Here is a 15965-nt window from a genome sequence, read left to right as displayed (position 1 = left end):
ACGCGCATGGTTCAGGTCCATGTGCCTTCGGGTGTAGGGGTTCGAGTCCCTTCGTGGGCACCATTACCTAATTCGCAGAAAAGCCGCAAACTTTCACGAGTTTGCGGCTTTTTTCATTTCAGAATGCCGCGCGGTTTCCCCAACCTGCGGCACCCTCCCCTTATTTGCCCAGCGCCGCCTTCACCGCTTCGGCCAGCGCCGTCGTCGGACGGCCTATCAGCGCGCTCAATTGCCTGCCGTTGTCCTCCAGGCCACCCCTGGCCGCGCCCGCATCGGAATCGGCCAGCAGGCCCGCAAAGCCTTCCGGCACGCCCACGCCCACCAGCGCCGCCTTGAAGTCCGTCTGCGGCAAGTCTTTATAGACGATCGCCTTGCCCGACTGGCGCGCCACTTCGGCCGCATACTCGGCCAGGGTAAAGCCGTGGTCGCCAGCGAGTTCATAGATGGCTTGCGGCTGGGCCGAGACCAGCACGGCGGCAGCGGCGGCGGCATAATCCGCGCGCGCGGCGGACGAGAAGCGGCCGCTTTGCGCCGCGCCCAGCACGACGCCATGCTCGAGCACGGGCGCCAGGTGCTCCGTATGGTTTTCCAGATACCAGCCATTGCGCAGGAATGTGTACGGCAGGCCGGACGCGCGGATGGCCGCTTCCGTGATCACGTGTTCCGCGGCCAGGCCCAGCGGCGACGTATCGGCGCGCAAGACGCTGGTATAGGCAAGCAGGGAAACGCCGGCGCGCTTGGCCGCATCGATGACGTTCTGGTGCTGCTGCGCGCGCTGACCCACTTCGCTCGACGAGATCAGCAGGATTTTCGTTGCCCCCTTGAATGCCGCATCGAGGCTGGCGCCATCGTTGTAATCGGCCTGGCGCACTTGCACGCCCTTGGCGGCCAGGTCGGCGGCCTTGGCCGGGTTGCGCACGGCGGCGATGATATTGGCTGCGGGGACGGATTTGAGCAGATTGGCGATGACGTGCTGGCCCAGATTGCCTGTGGCGCCGGTAATGACGATCATGATTTCTCCTTGGAGGGTGGGTCGTAAAACCCTATAATAGGACTATTACTTACTTATTGTAAGTACGTACCTTTTGGTAAGTATGAATTACCTCACATTGAAGGCCAACTATCATGTCCACAGACACTCCCGGCGCCAGCCTGCGCGCCGCCCTCGCCCGCCAGAACCAGGGCGCGCACCTGCTGGCGGCCGCCTGCCCGTCGCGCGCCGTGCTCAGCCACCTGACCAGCCGCTGGGCCGTGCTGGTGCTGGTACTGCTGCTGAGCGGCACGCGGCGCTTCAGCGAACTGCGCCGCGAAGTGGGCGGCGTCAGCGAAAAGATGCTGGCGCAAACCCTGGAAGCGCTGGCGGGCGACGGCTTCGTGCTGCGCCAGGCGTACCTGGTGATACCGCCCAAGGTGGAATACAGCCTCACGCCGCTGGGTCGCGAGGCGGCCGAACGCCTGGCCGTGCTGGTCGACTGGATCGAGGATAATTACCCGCGCATCGAACAGGCGCGCGCGGCCCTGGACGCGGCACCGGCAGCGCAAAATGCGGCGTGAACAGATTGCTTTTGATCATCAAGAATTATCGTTTACTCCTACTTGCCTTGATGTAATACTAGGCCCATGAACCGCGTAAGGGCGCGACACCATGAACCAGTTGATTTCTTCCATCACCGACCGGGCCAATGTGCTACTGGTCAGCAATTCGCCGAACGAAGTGCGCGAACTGCTGTATGTGCTGGACCGGCATAACCTGGGCACGGGACTGGCGGGCGATATCGACGAAGGCGTGGAACTGGCGGCCGGCGGCACGGACCTGATCCTGCTCGACGCGGCCCTGGCGGGCACGAATATCGGCGCTACCTGCATGCGCCTGCGCAATGCGGGCGGACGCCACAGCGTGCCCCTGCTGCTGATGTCGGCCACCCCCAGCGCCGAGGAACAGGGCCGCAGCGTGGGCGCCGGGGCTTCCGACTACATCAAGATGCCCTTCAATGCACGCGATGTGGCGGAAAAAATTCTCATGGAACTGGCACTGCACAAGGCCGAGGCGCCCGCCGCCCGTCCCTTCGCCACGCCCGCCACGCCGCCGCGCCCCGTGCATCCGCAAACGCTGGAAGTCAATTACCACTCGATCCTGGCCGGTTCGCCCGACGCCGTGCTGCTGTTCGATATCGACAACAAGCTGCTGATCGACGCCAACCACCTGGCCGAAGAACTGTTCGGCATGCCGCTGGCCGCACTGCTGCAAGGCGGCATGGAGCCGCTGTTCCCCACACATCAGAGCGATGGCCGCGCCTCGCCGCAACTGCTGGAAGAAAAGATCCGCGATACCCTGCAAGGCAAGATCGTCGTCTTCCGCGCCAGCTGCTGCCACCGCGACAGCCACCCGATCGCCTGCGAAATCCGCCTGATGCGCCTGTCCGTGCCGGGCCGCCAGCTCGTGCATGCGCGCATCATCGACTTGACCGAACGCAACCTCGCCGAAGCGATGCGCTCGGGCCAGAGCGCCCTGCTGGAAATGGTCGCCAAGGGCGCGCCCCTGGTCCCCACGCTGAACCAGCTGCTGCTCTTGATCGAAGGCCAGTCGCGCGGCGTGCTGTGCTCCATCATGCTGCTCGACGACGACGGCGTCCACATGCACAGCGCGGCCGGCCCCAGCCTGCCGCCCGAGTACATGGCCCTGCTCGAAGGCGTGGCCATCGGCCCCGGCGTGGGTTCCTGCGGCACGGCCATGTTCCTGCGCGAACCGGTGGTGGTCAGCGACATCATGCAGGACCCGCTGTGGGCGCCCTACCGCGAGCTGGCCGCGCCGTTCGGCTTGCGCGCGTGCTGGTCGCGCCCCATCTTCGGCCAGGATGGCGCCGTGCTCGGCTCCTTCGCCATGTACTACCGCGACGTGCGCCAGCCCGATGCGCGCGACCTGGAATTGATCGACACGGCCACCGACCTGGCCGGCATCGCGATTGGCCGCATGCGCCACGAACGCGAGCTGCAGCGCCATCGCGCCCACCTGGAAGAACTGGTGGCCGAACGCACGGCGGCCCTGACGCAGGCCAAGGAACAATCAGAACAGGCGAACCGCGAACTGGCTGCCGCGCTGGAAAACCTGTCCATCACGCAAGAAGAACTGGTGCGCCGCGACAAGCTGGCCGCGCTCGGCGCGCTGGTGGCCGGCATCGCGCATGAACTCAATACGCCGATCGGCAACGGCCTGGTGGTGGCCACCACGATGGCCGAACGCACGCGCGAAATCCAGGCCAGTTTCCTCGATGGCCTGCGCCGCTCCGAACTGGGCGCCTACCTGACCCAGGCCAGCGAGGCCGACGCCATCATGCTGCGCAACCTGCAGCGCGCCGCCGACCTCGTTTCGAGCTTCAAGCAGATCGCCGTCGACCGCGCCAGCTCGCAGCGCCGCCACTTCCTGCTGCGCCAGTTCGTGGCCGAGCTGATGCTGCCCCTGTCCACGCCGCTCAAGGCCGCCGGCCTGAGCCTGACGCAGGACGTGCCGGACGGTCTGGCCATGGACAGCTATCCCGGTCCGCTGGGCCAGGTGCTGAGCAACCTGCTGGAAAACTGCCTGCGCCATGCCTTCGAAGGCCGCAGCGGCGGCAAAATCGCCATCACGGCGCGCGGCAGCGACGACGGGCAGACGATCACCCTGTCCATCGCCGACACGGGCGTGGGCATCGCCGCCGACGACCTCGTGCATGTCTACGACCCCTTCTTCACCACCAAGCTCGGTTCGGGCGGCTCGGGCCTGGGCCTGCATGTGGCGCACAACATCGTCACGGGCGTGCTGGGCGGCCATATCGACGCCACCAGCAGCACCGGTGACGCCAGCGGCACCACCTTCACCCTGCAGCTGCCCGCCGTGGCGCCGCAATCGCCCGCGCCCTGAGCTGCAGGCACGCTACAATGCCGGCAGGCTATTCTTTCGGAGCACTTATGAAATACCTGATCGCCACGGCCCTGCTGGCAGTTTGCGCCTGCGCAACGGCCGGACCCGCCCCCTGGTACAAATGGCGCAGCAAGATCGACGGCACCCTGTCGTGCGCCCAGTCCACCCTGGGATTTGGCTGGGAACTGGCCTCGGGACCGTACAAAGATAGCCGTTGCGAAAAACCGGCGCTTGTTAAATAATGGGGCCATGACCACACGGGGCACCGGCTTGAGATCAAGCGATGGCATTGCGGCGTCGAAAGAGTATGGAACGATAAGAACGTATCTATTCAAACCGAGGAGACCACATGTTTACGAATCCCGAACAATTCGCATCGGCCACCAAGGCCCTGTTTGAATTCCAGCTGATGACCTTCAACACCCTCACTTCCAAGGCCGTGCAAGGCGTGGAACAGGTGCTGGCATTGAACATGGCCACCGCCAAGTCCGGTATCGAGGATGGCCTTGCCGCCGGCAAGGAAATCAGCCAGGCCAAGGATCCGAAGGCCGCCATGGCCGCCGCCGCTGCCCAGCTGCAACCGGGCGTGGCAGGTGCAAAGGCGTATAAACAGCAACTCGACGACATCATCAAGGAAATCCACACGGAATTCACCACGGCCGCCGAAGCCCACGTGGCCGAAGCGAAAAGCAATCTGAGCGCCCTGATCTACGACGTCACGAAGAACGTGCCGCCTGGCTCGGAAAACGCCGTGGCCATCGTCAAGGCCGCCATCGACAACGCCTTCCTCGGCTACGAACAAGTGACCAAGGCCACGAAACAGGCCGTGAAGACCGTGGAAGAGCAGATCGCCAAGGCCAGCGCGCAAGTGGCGCAGGCCACGGAAAAAGCCACGGCCGGCGCGCAGGCTGCGGCTGAAAAGGCGGCGCCTGCCGCCAAGCCGAAGGCTGCCAAGAAGTAACGATGTAGGCCGGATTAGCGCGGCAACGCCGCGCGTAATCCGACCTACCCGGCCGACGACGCATTCACCGGCACGATCCGGTACACGCAGCGCCTTCCCCCCTGCAGCAGATACTCGCTGCGCTCCACCGTGCAATCGTCCCCCAATACCCGCTGAAAGATGGCCAGCTCCGAGCGGCAGAAATTCTGGCATGCCGTGGCCGCCGCGCAGATCGGGCAATGGTTTTCCACCAGCAAGACACTGCCATCGTCCTGCGGTTCCGCATGGGCCATGTAGCCCTCGCCATCACGCGCGCGGGCCAGGCTATCCACCCTTTGCGCCAAATCAAGCCGAGGATCGACCAGCTTGCCATAGGCCGCTTCGCTGCCGCGTTCGCGCGCGCCGATCAACTTGTCCAGGCCCTCATCGCCGAACAGGGTTTTCACTTGCGCGATCAATTCCAGGGTCAGGTCGGCATGGCGGTCGGGAAAACGCGCGTGGCCCGCCGGCGTCAGTTGCCAGCACCGCGACGGGCGTCCCACCTTGTCGGCCACGTCCTCGAACGCCACCAGGCCCTTGTCCAGCGCCGCTTCCAGCTGGCGCCGCGCGCCCATTGAGGTGATATCGAGCAAGGCCGCCAGCTGCTGCGCCGTCTGCGGCCCCCGCATCTTCAGCAGGAACAGGGTTTGCCCGGACGTGCTCGCATTCATGCCACGGCTTTCGCGTCAACACTACCTGCCAGCTGGCGGCGCCAGGCCGCCATGCGCCACGCGGCCCAGGCGGCGGAACAGGCGCCCGCGACGAGGATCAGGCGCGTGTCGATCAGAGTCAGCACGGAGCCGCTGAGTGCCACGACGATATTGGCGATGCAAAAGGTGGTGGCCAGCAAGCCCATCACGGCGCCCTGCCCGTGCACGCTGAAGCGCTCGGCGCACCAGCCCTGTATCACCGTGTTGTACAGCGCATTCGGGATGCCGAACAGCACGATGGCGGCGATGCCCACCCATATGTTGCCCAGCGCCAAAATCCCGACGGCCAAGGCCACGCCGCAGGCATACCAGCTGGCGCGCAGCAGCGGCGCATGCCGGCTGGGACCGCCCGCCAGCAGCGACGTAATCGTCATCGTGCCGCACAGACCCACATTCACCCAAGCAATCGCCTGCGCATGGTAATTGGCCGTCTCGACCAGCCACAGCGGGTAGAACTCATAGAAACTGGCCACGCCGCAGGTGAACGCCAGCTGCACGATGAACAGGGTGCGCAGCTCCTCATGGCGCAGCAGGTTCAGCGAATGGCGGTCGCGCGCCACTTGCCACCACGACGTCGTCAATAGCGACGGCGTTTCGCGCGGCAAGCCCACGGCCACCAGCACGGCGACGAGCATCAGCGCGGCGGCGGCGATCCAGAACGGCACCGTCACGCCCCAATGCAGGGTCGCGCCCGCCAAGATCGGCCCCACCAGCCAGCCCAGGTAGAACGCGCCGTTCAACCACGACATGGCGCGCAGGCGCAGCGGTCCCGTCAGCTGGTCGGCCAGCATGGCGCGCGCCACGGCGCCGTTGCCCTCCAGCAAACCCGTGATGAAACGGGCGACGATGAACAGCGGGTAGGACTGGATCACCAGCGCCCAGGCCGTGATGGCGTGGCCGATGGCGGCGCCCACTGCCGTGCGCATCAGCAAGGGACGGCGGCCGTAGCGGTCCGACAAGGGGCCCAGCAGGGCCGAGCCGATCAGCAAGCCCAGCGGATTGATCGTCAGCGCCAGGCCGAACAGTAATTTCGACGGCAAGCCGAGGAAATTGTTGAAGGCGTTCGGCGCCTCGGCCGCAAAAAGAGGCGGCAGGATCGGATATGGCAGCGAGGCGCCGATGGTCGACAGCAGCGCCAGCAGGCAGGCGGCGGAAATCAGGATGAAGTTTTTCATGCGGGCTCGACGGATAGTGTCTGGCAAGACTACGTGGTCATGCCAGATAAGTAAACTAAAATGTTTATTAATTATGCACATCATTGCAGCCGTGAAGCGTGCCAGACATCGCCTCGGCTATCATGCCCACATGAATCACGTTGAATAGGGCAAACATGACACTGGCAGAAATTGAACAGCAACACGGCTTCACCTATCCCGCGCTGTACCGGCAGCTGGAGCGCGACGGCATGCTGGCCGTGGGCGAATATGGTCCCGACTGGTACAAGCTGGTCTATCCCACATTAAAGGATAAACCCACCCTGCTGCTGCATGCCGACGATTTCGAATTGCTCAATATCAAGGCCGTTGCCGAAGCAGCGGAAACCTTGCTGGACGCGGACGATTACCGGCAAATCGATCCCGCCTACCGCTTCATCCCGTTCGCGCAAACGGGCGCGGGCGACCACTACTGTTTTTTCGCTTCAGGCCAGCACGATGGCGAGATGCCCGTCGTGCTGCTGTGGCACGACCAGAATGAAGCGCAATACCTGGCGAAAAACCTGCAGGACTTCCTGTTTCACATGTTATTAAACAGCATGGCGGACCAGGACACCTACAACGAGGTCAGCGACGACGAATTCAGGGAGCAACTGGCCAACACCCTGGTCACGCATGCGCGCTACCTGACGGTGCCCCAAGCCGACGTGCTGCAATCCTTGCTGGCCAGGGACATCCTCGATTACGAGGTGGTGCTGCCGAAAGGACGCAAGGAAGCGCACCGGGGCTTGCTGACCGATATCGAACTGGCCCGCCTGCGCGCCGAACTCATTCCGTACGAAAAGTTCGACAGCTGTTTTGCCTACAGCACGGCTGACTGAACATAAAATCGCTGGGCAAGCGGCGGCGGAAGGTTTAAACTGTATATAAACACAGTAAAACCCGTCACCTTGCAACTTGCCCTATTCCCATCCCCATGTTGAGAGTCCTGGAAAATCCCCTGTACTATCTGGATAATTTCCAGGACGTGCTGAGCTGGATCGGCGCGCGTTACGCCGATCTGCTGAGTCTTGAGGAAAAGCAATTCATCGCCGACTTCGGCGCACTGCCGCAGCCTTCGCGCGCCCTGTTCGTGCGCCTCGTCATGCGCAAGGGCTGTCTATTTCGCGCCAGCAAGCTCAATTACCCGGAAATCGGCGACACGCGCGCCGCCGCCCTGCCCTTGCTGGCCCTGGCATGGGTGGAAGCCGATCCCGTCATTGCGCTCGAAGAACTGTTCGAGCAACTGTTGAAAGCGGAAATCGCCCAGGCTTTCGATCTCGCCCCGTCCCTGAAGGCGGCGCGCAAGGCCGAGCAACTGGAAGCCTTGCGCGGGCAGCATGGGGAAAACAGACCGTTTTCCGCCTGGCATCCGGCCTCCGGCGACGTGTTGTACCGTATCGGCCTGCAAGCGCTGTGCGACCGCCTGCGCCTGATTTACTTTGGCAATTATCACCAGGACTGGTCGGAATTCGTGCTGTCCGACCTCGGTGTGTATCAATATGAAAAAGTGGAATTCTCGCCCGAGTCGCGCGGTTTCCGCACGCGCCAGGATATCGAACACTATGAAGTGCTGCACCAGTGCCGCGAACGCTACAACGACAGCGCGCCGGCGGACGAGGTGCTGCAGGAACTGGCGGCGCTGCCATTGCCCGAGGATAATACCTGGCTGGCCAGCCGGCGCGACAAGCTGCGCTTCCAGATCGCCCAGCATCTGGAGAAATGCCAGGACTGGCCCGCCGCCTACCGCGCCTATGCCGATTGCCGCTATCCGGGCGCGCGGGGCCGCGCCATCCGCGTGCTGGAAAAAGACGAACAGCCGCAAGCGGCGTACGAGCGCCTGGAGATCGCCCTGGCCGCGCCGGAAAGCGAGGCGGAACAGCAATTGCTGCTGCGCATGGCGCCCCGCTTGCGGCGCAAGCTGGGCCATGCGAAGCAGGCGGCCAGCGCCCCCGCGCCCGTGGAACGCATCGACCTGCTGCTGCCGTATCCAAGCGAGGCGTACTACGTGGAAGGCGTGGTGCGGCAGCACCTGATGCAGGACGAGGCCCCCGTGTACTACGTGGAAAATACCCTGATCAACTCGCTGTTCGGCCTGCTGTGCTGGCCCGCCATCTTCAAGGCCATGCCGGGCGCCTTCTTCCACCCGTTCCACCGTGGCCCTGCCGACTTGCACAGCGCCGATTTTTACCTGCGCCGCAGCACGGACTTCGCCGCTTGCCTGGCGCTGCTGGACGACGGCGGCTACCACGCCGCCATCCGCGCCACGCATGCCGCCAAGCACGGCATCGTCTCGCCCTTCGTCAGCTGGGAAGTGCTCGACGACGGCTTGCTGGACCTGGCGCTGGCCTGCATGCCAGCCGCGCACCTGAAGAAGGCGTTCGAACGCATCTTGCTCGATATCAAAAGCAACCGCAGCGGATTGCCTGATCTGATCCAGTTCTGGCCGACGGAACGGCGCTACCGCATGATCGAGGTCAAGGGTCCAGGCGACCGCCTGCAAGACAACCAGCTGCGCTGGATCGCCTATTGCACCCAGCACGCCATGCCCGTCAGCGTGTGCTATCTGCAATGGGAGGGTGCATGAAATACACGATCGCCGTGCGCGCCCTGTGCGAATTCACGGCCAAGGTAGGCGACCTGGACCTGCGTTTCACGCCCTCGCCCACGGCGCAGGAAGGCATGGCCGGCCACGCCACCGTCACGGGCCGGCGCGACGACGATTACCAGCGCGAAATCAGCCTGTGCGGCGACTTCGGCCCCCTGCACGTGCGGGGCCGCGCCGATGGCTACGACCCCGCGCGCCGGCAGCTGGAAGAAATCAAGACCTACCGGGGCGAGCTGGACGCCATGCCCGCCAACCACCGCCAGCTGCACTGGGCGCAGGCGCGCATCTACGGCCATTTGCTGTGCCAGCAGCTGAACCTGCCCATGCTGCGCGTGGCGCTCGTGTATTTCGACATCGCCAGCCAGAAGGAAACGGTCATGCACGAGGAATGCACGGCCGAAGCGCTGCGCCTGTTCTTCGAGCAGCATTGCGCGCTGTTCCTCGACTGGGCCGAGCAGGAAATGGCGCACCGTGCCAGCCGCGACGCGCAGCTCACCAGCATGGCATTTCCCCACGCGGACTTCCGCCCGGGACAGCGCCAGCTGGCCGAAGCCATGTACAAGGCCAGCAGCCGCGGCTGCGGTTTGCTGGCGCAGGCGCCGACCGGTATCGGCAAGACGGTGGGCAGCCTGTTTCCCATGTTGAAAGCGACGGCCGCGCATGGCCTCGATAAACTGTTTTTCCTGGCCGCCAAGGTACCGGGCCGGCAGATGGCGCTCGACGCCTGCGCCATCCTCAAGGAGAGCGCGCCGCTGCTGCCCTTGCGCGTGCTGGAACTGAGCGCCAAGACCAGTGCCTGCGAGCATCCGGACAAGGCATGCCATGGCGAATCGTGTCCGCTGGCCAAGGGTTTTTACGACCGCCTGCCGCTGGCGCGCGAAGTGGCGCTGGCCAGCGGTTTGATATTGGACAAGGAAGCCGTGCGCGCCATCGCCCTGCAGCAGGGTATCTGCCCCTACTACCTGGGCATGGAGCTGGCGCGCTGGAGCGACGTCGTCATCGGCGACTACAATTATTATTTCGACCTCAGCGCCATGCTGTACGGCATGACCCTGGCCCACGACTGGAAAGTCAATGTGCTGGTCGATGAAGCGCACAATATGGTGTCGCGCGCGCGCAGCATGTATTCGGCCGAACTGGCGCAGATCGACCTCAAAATGCTGCGCAAGTTCGCGCCCGAAGGCTTGAAAAAGCCGCTGGACCGCCTCTCGCGCCAGTGGACGACCCTGTTCAAGGAGCAGGATGGCGACTACCACGTGCATGCGGCCTTGCCCGACAAATTCTTTGGCGCGCTGCAAGGCGTGGCCACGGCCATCGGCGATTACATGGCCGAGAACGCTGCCGCGCTGGACGAGGACTTGCAGCGCTTCTATTTCGACGTGCTGCTGATCAACCGCCTGGCGGAGAGTTTCGGCGAGCACTCGCTGTTCGACGTCAGCAAGACGGACACGGGTTCCACCGTCTGCATCCGCAACATCGTGCCGGCCCCTTTTTTGAAAGAGCGCTTCGCGGCCAGCCACAGCACGGCCCTGTTTTCGGCCACCCTGAGCCCGTGGAATTACTACAGCGATACCCTCGGCATGCCGGCCGACACGGCCTGGGTCGACGTGGAATCGCCGTTCCAGGCGGAACAGCTGTCCGTGCGCGTGGCCGATACCATTTCCACGCGCTACCAGCACCGCGCCGCCTCGCTGCTGCCCATCGCGCAATTGATGGCGAAACAATACGCGGAAACGCCGGGCAATTACCTGGCCTTCTTCAGCAGCTTCGACTACATGGAAAAGACGGCCACCCTGTTCGCCCAGCATTACCCCGACGTGCCCATCTGGCAGCAGCCGCGCCGCATGGACGATACTGCCTGCGCGCAATTCCTTGGCCGTTTCGGCCTGGAAACACGCGGCATCGGCTTTGCCGTGCTTGGTGGCGCCTTCGGCGAAGGCATCGACTTGCCCGGCGCGCGCCTGATCGGCGCCTTCATCGCCACCCTCGGTTTGCCGCAGATCAATCCCGTCAACGAGCAGATCCGCCAACGCATGGGCGACATCTTCGGCGCCGGCTACGACTACACGTATCTGTATCCGGGCATGCAGAAGGTGGTGCAGGCGGCCGGCCGCGTGATCCGCACGCAGTCGGACAAGGGCGTCGTCTATCTGATCGACGACCGCTTTTCACGCCCGGAAATACGGCAGCTCTTGCCCACGTGGTGGGATGTGCAGCTAGCCAACCAGTAGTTTGAGCTTCTGGTAGCCCGCCTTGCTCACGGGTATCCTCGTGTCATCGCGCAGGATGGCCACGTGGCTGTCCCTGGTGGCCGCCTCGATGCGGCGGATGCCGTCGATATTGAGCAGATACGACCTGTGCACGCGCAGGAACTTGGCGGGGTCGAGCTGGGTTTCCAGTTCCGCCAAGGTCTGGCTTTTCAGGTAGGACTTGCCCTCGGAACGGATACTGATGTAATCGTCCTGCGCCTCGATGTAATCGATGCGCGCGCTGGCGATGACATGGACCTTGGCGCCATCGCGGATCAGCACGCGGTCCAGGGGCGCGGCGCGCGTGGCCGCCTCGCGCGCCAGCGTTTGCACAGCTGCTGGCGTGCTGCGGTTGGCGCGCGCATGGGCCAGCGCCTGCTCGAAGCGCTGTTCGCTGAACGGCTTCAGCAGATAATCGAGGGCATGGCATTCGAACGCTTTCAAGGCGTACTGGTCGTAGGCCGTGACAAAGATCAGCCTGGTCTTCGCGCCGACCAGCTCGGCCACCTCGAAACCGTCCAGGCGCGGCATCTGGATGTCGAGAAATACCAGTTCCGGTTCCAGTTCCGCGATGGCCTTGACGGCGTCGAAGCCGTTGGCGCATTCGGCCACGATGTCGATATCGTCGTGGCGCGCCAGGTATTCGCGCAACACGCTGCGCGCCAGTAATTCATCATCGACGATGGCCACGCGCATTCTTGCCTGCATCATGCTTCCTCCGTGTCGCCGGTCTGCGCCGGCATGGAAATCATCACTTCGAAATGGCCGTCGCGCCGGCCCCAGTGCATGCTTGCCTCGTGACCATACGCGCCGGCCAGGCGCTGGCGCACATTTCCCAGGCCCACGCCATTGCCGCGCGCCGGCCCCTGATCCGCATCGACGGGGTTGCGCACGGCGATCTGCAGCAGGCTGCCCGCGCGCCGGACCTCGATGGCGATCAGTCCGCCCTCCGTCAAGCCGCAGATACCATGCTTGACGGCATTTTCCACCAGCGGCTGTATCAGCATGGGCGGCAACAGACACGCCAGCGCGGCGGTGTCGATGCTTTCCGCCACTTGCAGGCGCGCGCCGAAACGCACTTGCTCGATGGCGAGAAAGTGGCGGATCAGCACCAGTTCCTGTTCCACCGTTATGTGCTTGTGCGCTTCCAGGCTCAGGCTCTGGCGAAAGAAACTGGCCAGTTGCACCGTCATCTGGCGCGCGCCCGCCGCATCGATAGACGTCAGGGCGCTGATGGAGTTCAAGCTGTTGAACAGGAAATGCGGATCGATCTGCGTGCGCAGCATGCGCAGTTGCGCTTCCTGCGCCATCAGCTGCGCTTCCAGGCCCCGCTGCTCGGCCATGCTGGCGCGCACGAATTCGAGCAGCAGGTAATGCACGGCGGCGGCCAGGCAATACAGCAGCGCGCCCAGGCCGAAGAACAGGGCCAGCAGCGATTGCGTCAGGTCCACGCCCAGCCAGTGCTGCTCCAGCAACAGGCTGACGCTGTTCAGAAACTGCAGCAGGGTCGCCCACAGCAAGCCCGCGAACAGGGCCGCCACGCCCATCACGCCGGCGATGGCGAGCGGATGGCGGGCATGCAAGGGGTAGGCGCGGCACAGGTAAAACGCGGAAAAACCCGAGCCGATCGCATACACGAGCGTGGCGGGCACCACCAGCAGGACGGCATTAATCCACGGCGCGTGGGCCGCCCTGGCCAGGATGGCGGCCAGGGCCAGGCCCAGCGCGACGCACACCAGGAACACCACCACGGCGCCGCGCCGCTTCGACAAGGGTCCGGACATGCGCGCCTAGTTGCGGATTTCCAGGCCGCCCATGATGGCGTAACCCGTCACGTACAGGCGCTTGTTCTGGTTCGGCGGCACGATGGTCTTTTCCTCGAAGCCGCCGAGGATCGGCGTGCCCTGCAGCACCACGCTCCAGTCGGGCGGAATCTTGATGGTGACGCCGCCGCACAGGGCGAACACGTTGAGCACGGCTTCGCCTTCGATCGATGCCTGGCGCAAGTCAATTTCGCAGCCCGCCATGATGACGTTGATATCGCCGCCCCTGAAGCGCTGCGACGACACGCGCCGCACGTAGCCGCCCAGGATGGCCGTCACTTCGATGATGCTGTCGTCGTCCGCCTGCCCGCTGGCGCCGGGCGCCGCAGTGGCCTCGGCGGCGTCCTTGTCCAGCGACACGGCGCCATTCCTGGGCTGGCCGAAGGCGTCTGGCGCAGCGGTGCCGCCGGGCGGTGCGGCAAAATGCCGGCGGCGCTGCCGCTGCTGTGCGCCGGGCAAGGATTTCGACACGACGGCCACGCCAGCGGCGATGATGAGCAGCGGCCACAGCATGCTCCAGTTGATATAGAACAAGCCCATGGCTTTCAAGGTCCAGCTCAAGCCCAGCAAGACCATCACGCCGCCGAGAATGTAGCCGGAGCGGGTATGGCTTTGCGATATTTTCAGCAAGCCGAAAATGATGAGGATGGTGGGCCAGAAGCGGAAGGTGTAGCGCACATTGATGAAGCCCAGGTTATCGAGCAAGAACAGCAGCCCCAGGCCGATGACGATGACGCCCAGCACGATCTGCGATGGCGAATGCAGCGGCGGTCTATTTTTCATGCTCGGACTCCCGGTAGGCAATAAAATGTTTGTTCAGCAGCGGTTCCAGCACGAGGCCCACGCCCCAGGCGATCAGCAAGGCTGGCCAGCTATTGTAGAAACTCAAGTTCCACAGTTCTTCATACGACGCATACCACCACGCGGCGAAGAAGATCAGCCACAGGCCGCTCAATACCTGCTTGGCGGACACGGGCGCGACCAGCTTGTTGAGACCGAAGACGACCAGTATCAGGGGCCAATAATGCCATAGTGCATAGTAGTCATGGAGATAGATCACATCGAGCCGGTCCAGCAGGATGACGGCGCCGACGGCGATCAGCAGCACGCCCCACAGCAGCTGGGTACGGCGGTAATAAGCGGGTTCAGGTTTCACGGTCGCCCCTTGAAGTGAATTGATCGTCAAGATACGCGGATTTCAGGCGCGCGAAAACTGCGCTTCGGCGAATGGCGGACAGGTGGCGGTGAATGGCGCGGCGGAGGGAGCGACAGGCAAAAAAAAGACCGGCTAACGCCGGCCTTGAAGGGGTTCGCAGTTCACACCGCGACCTGGAGTTGCAGTGCACAGCCGCATGGCGCAAGCGCGCCCGCGGCGGAAATCTGGTGCCGATCCTTGAGGCGACCGGCTGACCTGCTGGAAGATCGAACATGCCGCCAACTTCACGGCAGTGCGTCTCAACCAAGCAAAGCCATCATACTCCCGATCGGGCAAAAGCACCGTTCGCTAGCGCACACAGATGCCGTTTTGCTGAGCTGCATCAAGCAGCCGTGGCGCGCGGCGGCTGCAGCATGTCGTTCCCGATCCATGCCAGCACGGACGGTCCCTGCGGCTGCCAGCCCAGCAGATTGCGCGACCGCTCGCCGCGCACGCGGCTGTTGGAACCGAGACCGTACGAGGCCATCTCGTAGCCCCATTCCGCAATGGCTTCCGGCAGCGGCCAGTCCTGCGCAGGCCCCAGGTCCAGCGCCTGGGCGATGGCGGCCGTCATGTCGCGGAAGGCCGCCTCGCCCGACTCGACAAAGTAAAACGTGCCGGCGGGCGATTTTTCCAGCGCCAGCAGGTACAGGCTGACGACGTCGTCGATATGCACGTTCGACCAGATATTGCGGCCCGGCCCCACGTGGCGCACGATGCCGCTCCTGCGCGCCTGCTTGAGCAAACGGGGCAATTGCACGCTGTCGCGCGGCAAGGCGCCGTGGCCATAGATCAAAGTGTTGCACAGCACGCTGGCGCGTACGCCCTGGCCTGCGCTGGCCAGCACCAGCTCATCGATGGCGACCCGTGCCGCCTTGTCGGCCGTCGGCGCCGGCAGCCTGTCTTCGTAATAGATCTGTTCCGTGCCCTCGCCGCCCGAGGCGTCGCCCACGATGGACGAGCCGCTGGTGTGCAAAAACACCTTGTTCGTGCCGGCCAGCGCCTCAATGATGGCTTCGACGGCGCCCCGATGGTCGCTGCTGGCCGCATTGATGACGGCGTCCGCCGCCCTCGCCTGTTCGATGATCAGCTCGCGGTCGTTCAAGGTGCCGACGATGCCTTGTACGCCGATGGCGGCCAGCTCGGCCACCTGCTCCGGCTTGCGCACGAGGCCCGTCACCTGATGGCCGGCGCGCACGAGGCCCGCCGCGATGGAACTGCCGATGAAACCTGCCGCGCCTGTCAAAAATACTCGCATCATTACTCCTTTGTTGGTTCAGATTGCAATCAATCACAGCAACAAAGTATGC

At 64.1% G+C, this 15965-nt stretch carries 15 protein-coding genes; 7 read left to right on the top strand and 8 right to left on the bottom strand.

Annotation, left to right across the window (positions count from 1 at the left end):
• Positions 1-160 precede the first annotated feature (160 nt).
• Positions 161-1012 carry an SDR family oxidoreductase gene (locus AC07VH_RS11945; protein WP_494787986.1) on the bottom strand — a complete coding sequence of 284 codons (852 nt, stop codon included), beginning with the start codon at positions 1010-1012 and terminating at the stop codon, positions 161-163.
• 113 nt (positions 1013-1125) lie between these two features.
• Between AC07VH_RS11945 and AC07VH_RS11940 the strand changes: the two genes are divergently transcribed.
• From AC07VH_RS11940 to phaP, 4 genes are all read left to right on the top strand, one after another.
• Positions 1126-1554 carry a winged helix-turn-helix transcriptional regulator gene (locus AC07VH_RS11940; RefSeq protein ID WP_475413503.1) on the top strand — a complete coding sequence of 143 codons (429 nt, stop codon included), beginning with the start codon at positions 1126-1128 and terminating at the stop codon, positions 1552-1554.
• Positions 1555-1645: 91 nt separating this feature from the next.
• The gene (locus AC07VH_RS11935; protein ID WP_494787985.1) at positions 1646-3898 is read left to right on the top strand and encodes an ATP-binding protein; all 2253 of its coding nucleotides are present in this window, start codon (positions 1646-1648) and stop codon (positions 3896-3898) included.
• A gap of 47 nt (positions 3899-3945) precedes the next feature.
• The gene (locus AC07VH_RS11930) at positions 3946-4140 is read left to right on the top strand and encodes a hypothetical protein (RefSeq protein ID WP_494787984.1); all 195 of its coding nucleotides are present in this window, start codon (positions 3946-3948) and stop codon (positions 4138-4140) included.
• A gap of 107 nt (positions 4141-4247) precedes the next feature.
• Positions 4248-4859, top strand: a complete 612-nt coding sequence (gene phaP / locus AC07VH_RS11925; RefSeq protein WP_070218072.1) for a TIGR01841 family phasin — start codon at positions 4248-4250, stop codon at positions 4857-4859.
• 44 nt (positions 4860-4903) lie between these two features.
• On the opposite strand, the gene AC07VH_RS11920 is transcribed toward phaP, so the two are convergent.
• The gene (locus AC07VH_RS11920; RefSeq protein WP_494787983.1) at positions 4904-5548 is read right to left on the bottom strand and encodes a helix-turn-helix transcriptional regulator; all 645 of its coding nucleotides are present in this window, start codon (positions 5546-5548) and stop codon (positions 4904-4906) included.
• On the bottom strand, positions 5545-6762 hold the full coding sequence (locus AC07VH_RS11915) for an MFS transporter (protein ID WP_489628104.1): 1218 nt from the start codon (positions 6760-6762) through the stop codon (positions 5545-5547). Before AC07VH_RS11915 ends, AC07VH_RS11920 begins: the two co-directional genes overlap by 4 nt.
• Before the next feature lie 155 nt (positions 6763-6917).
• Between AC07VH_RS11915 and AC07VH_RS11910 the strand changes: the two genes are divergently transcribed.
• From AC07VH_RS11910 to AC07VH_RS11900, 3 genes are all read left to right on the top strand, one after another.
• Positions 6918-7622 carry an SMI1/KNR4 family protein gene (locus AC07VH_RS11910; protein WP_475413508.1) on the top strand — a complete coding sequence of 235 codons (705 nt, stop codon included), beginning with the start codon at positions 6918-6920 and terminating at the stop codon, positions 7620-7622.
• 95 nt (positions 7623-7717) lie between these two features.
• Positions 7718-9367 (top strand): VRR-NUC domain-containing protein, encoded by a 1650-nt coding sequence (locus AC07VH_RS11905; protein WP_494787982.1) that lies wholly within the window; start codon positions 7718-7720, stop codon positions 9365-9367.
• Complete coding sequence (locus AC07VH_RS11900; RefSeq protein WP_494787981.1) at positions 9364-11619, top strand: ATP-dependent DNA helicase; 2256 nt, start codon at positions 9364-9366, stop codon at positions 11617-11619. The genes AC07VH_RS11905 and AC07VH_RS11900 overlap by 4 nt, the downstream gene beginning before the upstream one ends.
• Here the strand turns inward: AC07VH_RS11900 and AC07VH_RS11895 are convergent.
• From AC07VH_RS11895 to AC07VH_RS11875, 5 genes are all read right to left on the bottom strand, one after another.
• Complete coding sequence (locus AC07VH_RS11895; protein ID WP_494788124.1) at positions 11605-12333, bottom strand: LytR/AlgR family response regulator transcription factor; 729 nt, start codon at positions 12331-12333, stop codon at positions 11605-11607. The two genes, AC07VH_RS11900 and AC07VH_RS11895, sit on opposite strands and share 15 nt — an antisense overlap.
• 11 nt (positions 12334-12344) lie before the next feature.
• The gene (locus AC07VH_RS11890; RefSeq protein WP_494787980.1) at positions 12345-13421 is read right to left on the bottom strand and encodes a sensor histidine kinase; all 1077 of its coding nucleotides are present in this window, start codon (positions 13419-13421) and stop codon (positions 12345-12347) included.
• A gap of 6 nt (positions 13422-13427) precedes the next feature.
• Positions 13428-14243, bottom strand: a complete 816-nt coding sequence (locus AC07VH_RS11885; protein WP_475413512.1) for a LiaI-LiaF-like domain-containing protein — start codon at positions 14241-14243, stop codon at positions 13428-13430.
• Entirely contained in the window at positions 14233-14616 is a 384-nt protein-coding gene (locus AC07VH_RS11880; protein WP_494787979.1) for a LiaF transmembrane domain-containing protein, read from the bottom strand. The genes AC07VH_RS11885 and AC07VH_RS11880 overlap by 11 nt, the downstream gene beginning before the upstream one ends.
• A gap of 382 nt (positions 14617-14998) precedes the next feature.
• Entirely contained in the window at positions 14999-15913 is a 915-nt protein-coding gene (locus tag AC07VH_RS11875; protein ID WP_494788123.1) for an NAD-dependent epimerase/dehydratase family protein, read from the bottom strand.
• Positions 15914-15965 lie beyond the last annotated feature (52 nt).

The organism is Janthinobacterium sp. GW821-FHT03C10 (genome assembly GCF_059420865.1).
The sequence above is the reverse complement of the archived record's forward strand: the minus strand, read 5'-3'. Positions and strand labels throughout refer to the sequence as shown.

Bases quoted from the DNA above. Each gene is read 5' to 3' on its own strand.
- AC07VH_RS11945 (WP_494787986.1), bottom strand. From the start codon at position 1,012: ATGATCGTCATTACCGGCGCCACAGGCAATCTGGGCCAGCACGTCATC.
- AC07VH_RS11940 (WP_475413503.1), top strand. From the start codon at position 1,126: ATGTCCACAGACACTCCCGGCGCCAGCCTGCGCGCCGCCCTCGCCCGC.
- AC07VH_RS11935 (WP_494787985.1), top strand. From the start codon at position 1,646: ATGAACCAGTTGATTTCTTCCATCACCGACCGGGCCAATGTGCTACTG.
- AC07VH_RS11930 (WP_494787984.1), top strand. From the start codon at position 3,946: ATGAAATACCTGATCGCCACGGCCCTGCTGGCAGTTTGCGCCTGCGCA.
- phaP (WP_070218072.1), top strand. From the start codon at position 4,248: ATGTTTACGAATCCCGAACAATTCGCATCGGCCACCAAGGCCCTGTTT.
- AC07VH_RS11920 (WP_494787983.1), bottom strand. From the start codon at position 5,548: ATGAATGCGAGCACGTCCGGGCAAACCCTGTTCCTGCTGAAGATGCGG.
- AC07VH_RS11915 (WP_489628104.1), bottom strand. From the start codon at position 6,762: ATGAAAAACTTCATCCTGATTTCCGCCGCCTGCCTGCTGGCGCTGCTG.
- AC07VH_RS11910 (WP_475413508.1), top strand. From the start codon at position 6,918: ATGACACTGGCAGAAATTGAACAGCAACACGGCTTCACCTATCCCGCG.
- AC07VH_RS11905 (WP_494787982.1), top strand. From the start codon at position 7,718: ATGTTGAGAGTCCTGGAAAATCCCCTGTACTATCTGGATAATTTCCAG.
- AC07VH_RS11900 (WP_494787981.1), top strand. From the start codon at position 9,364: ATGAAATACACGATCGCCGTGCGCGCCCTGTGCGAATTCACGGCCAAG.
- AC07VH_RS11895 (WP_494788124.1), bottom strand. From the start codon at position 12,333: ATGCGCGTGGCCATCGTCGATGATGAATTACTGGCGCGCAGCGTGTTG.
- AC07VH_RS11890 (WP_494787980.1), bottom strand. From the start codon at position 13,421: ATGTCCGGACCCTTGTCGAAGCGGCGCGGCGCCGTGGTGGTGTTCCTG.
- AC07VH_RS11885 (WP_475413512.1), bottom strand. From the start codon at position 14,243: ATGAAAAATAGACCGCCGCTGCATTCGCCATCGCAGATCGTGCTGGGC.
- AC07VH_RS11875 (WP_494788123.1), bottom strand. From the start codon at position 15,913: ATGCGAGTATTTTTGACAGGCGCGGCAGGTTTCATCGGCAGTTCCATC.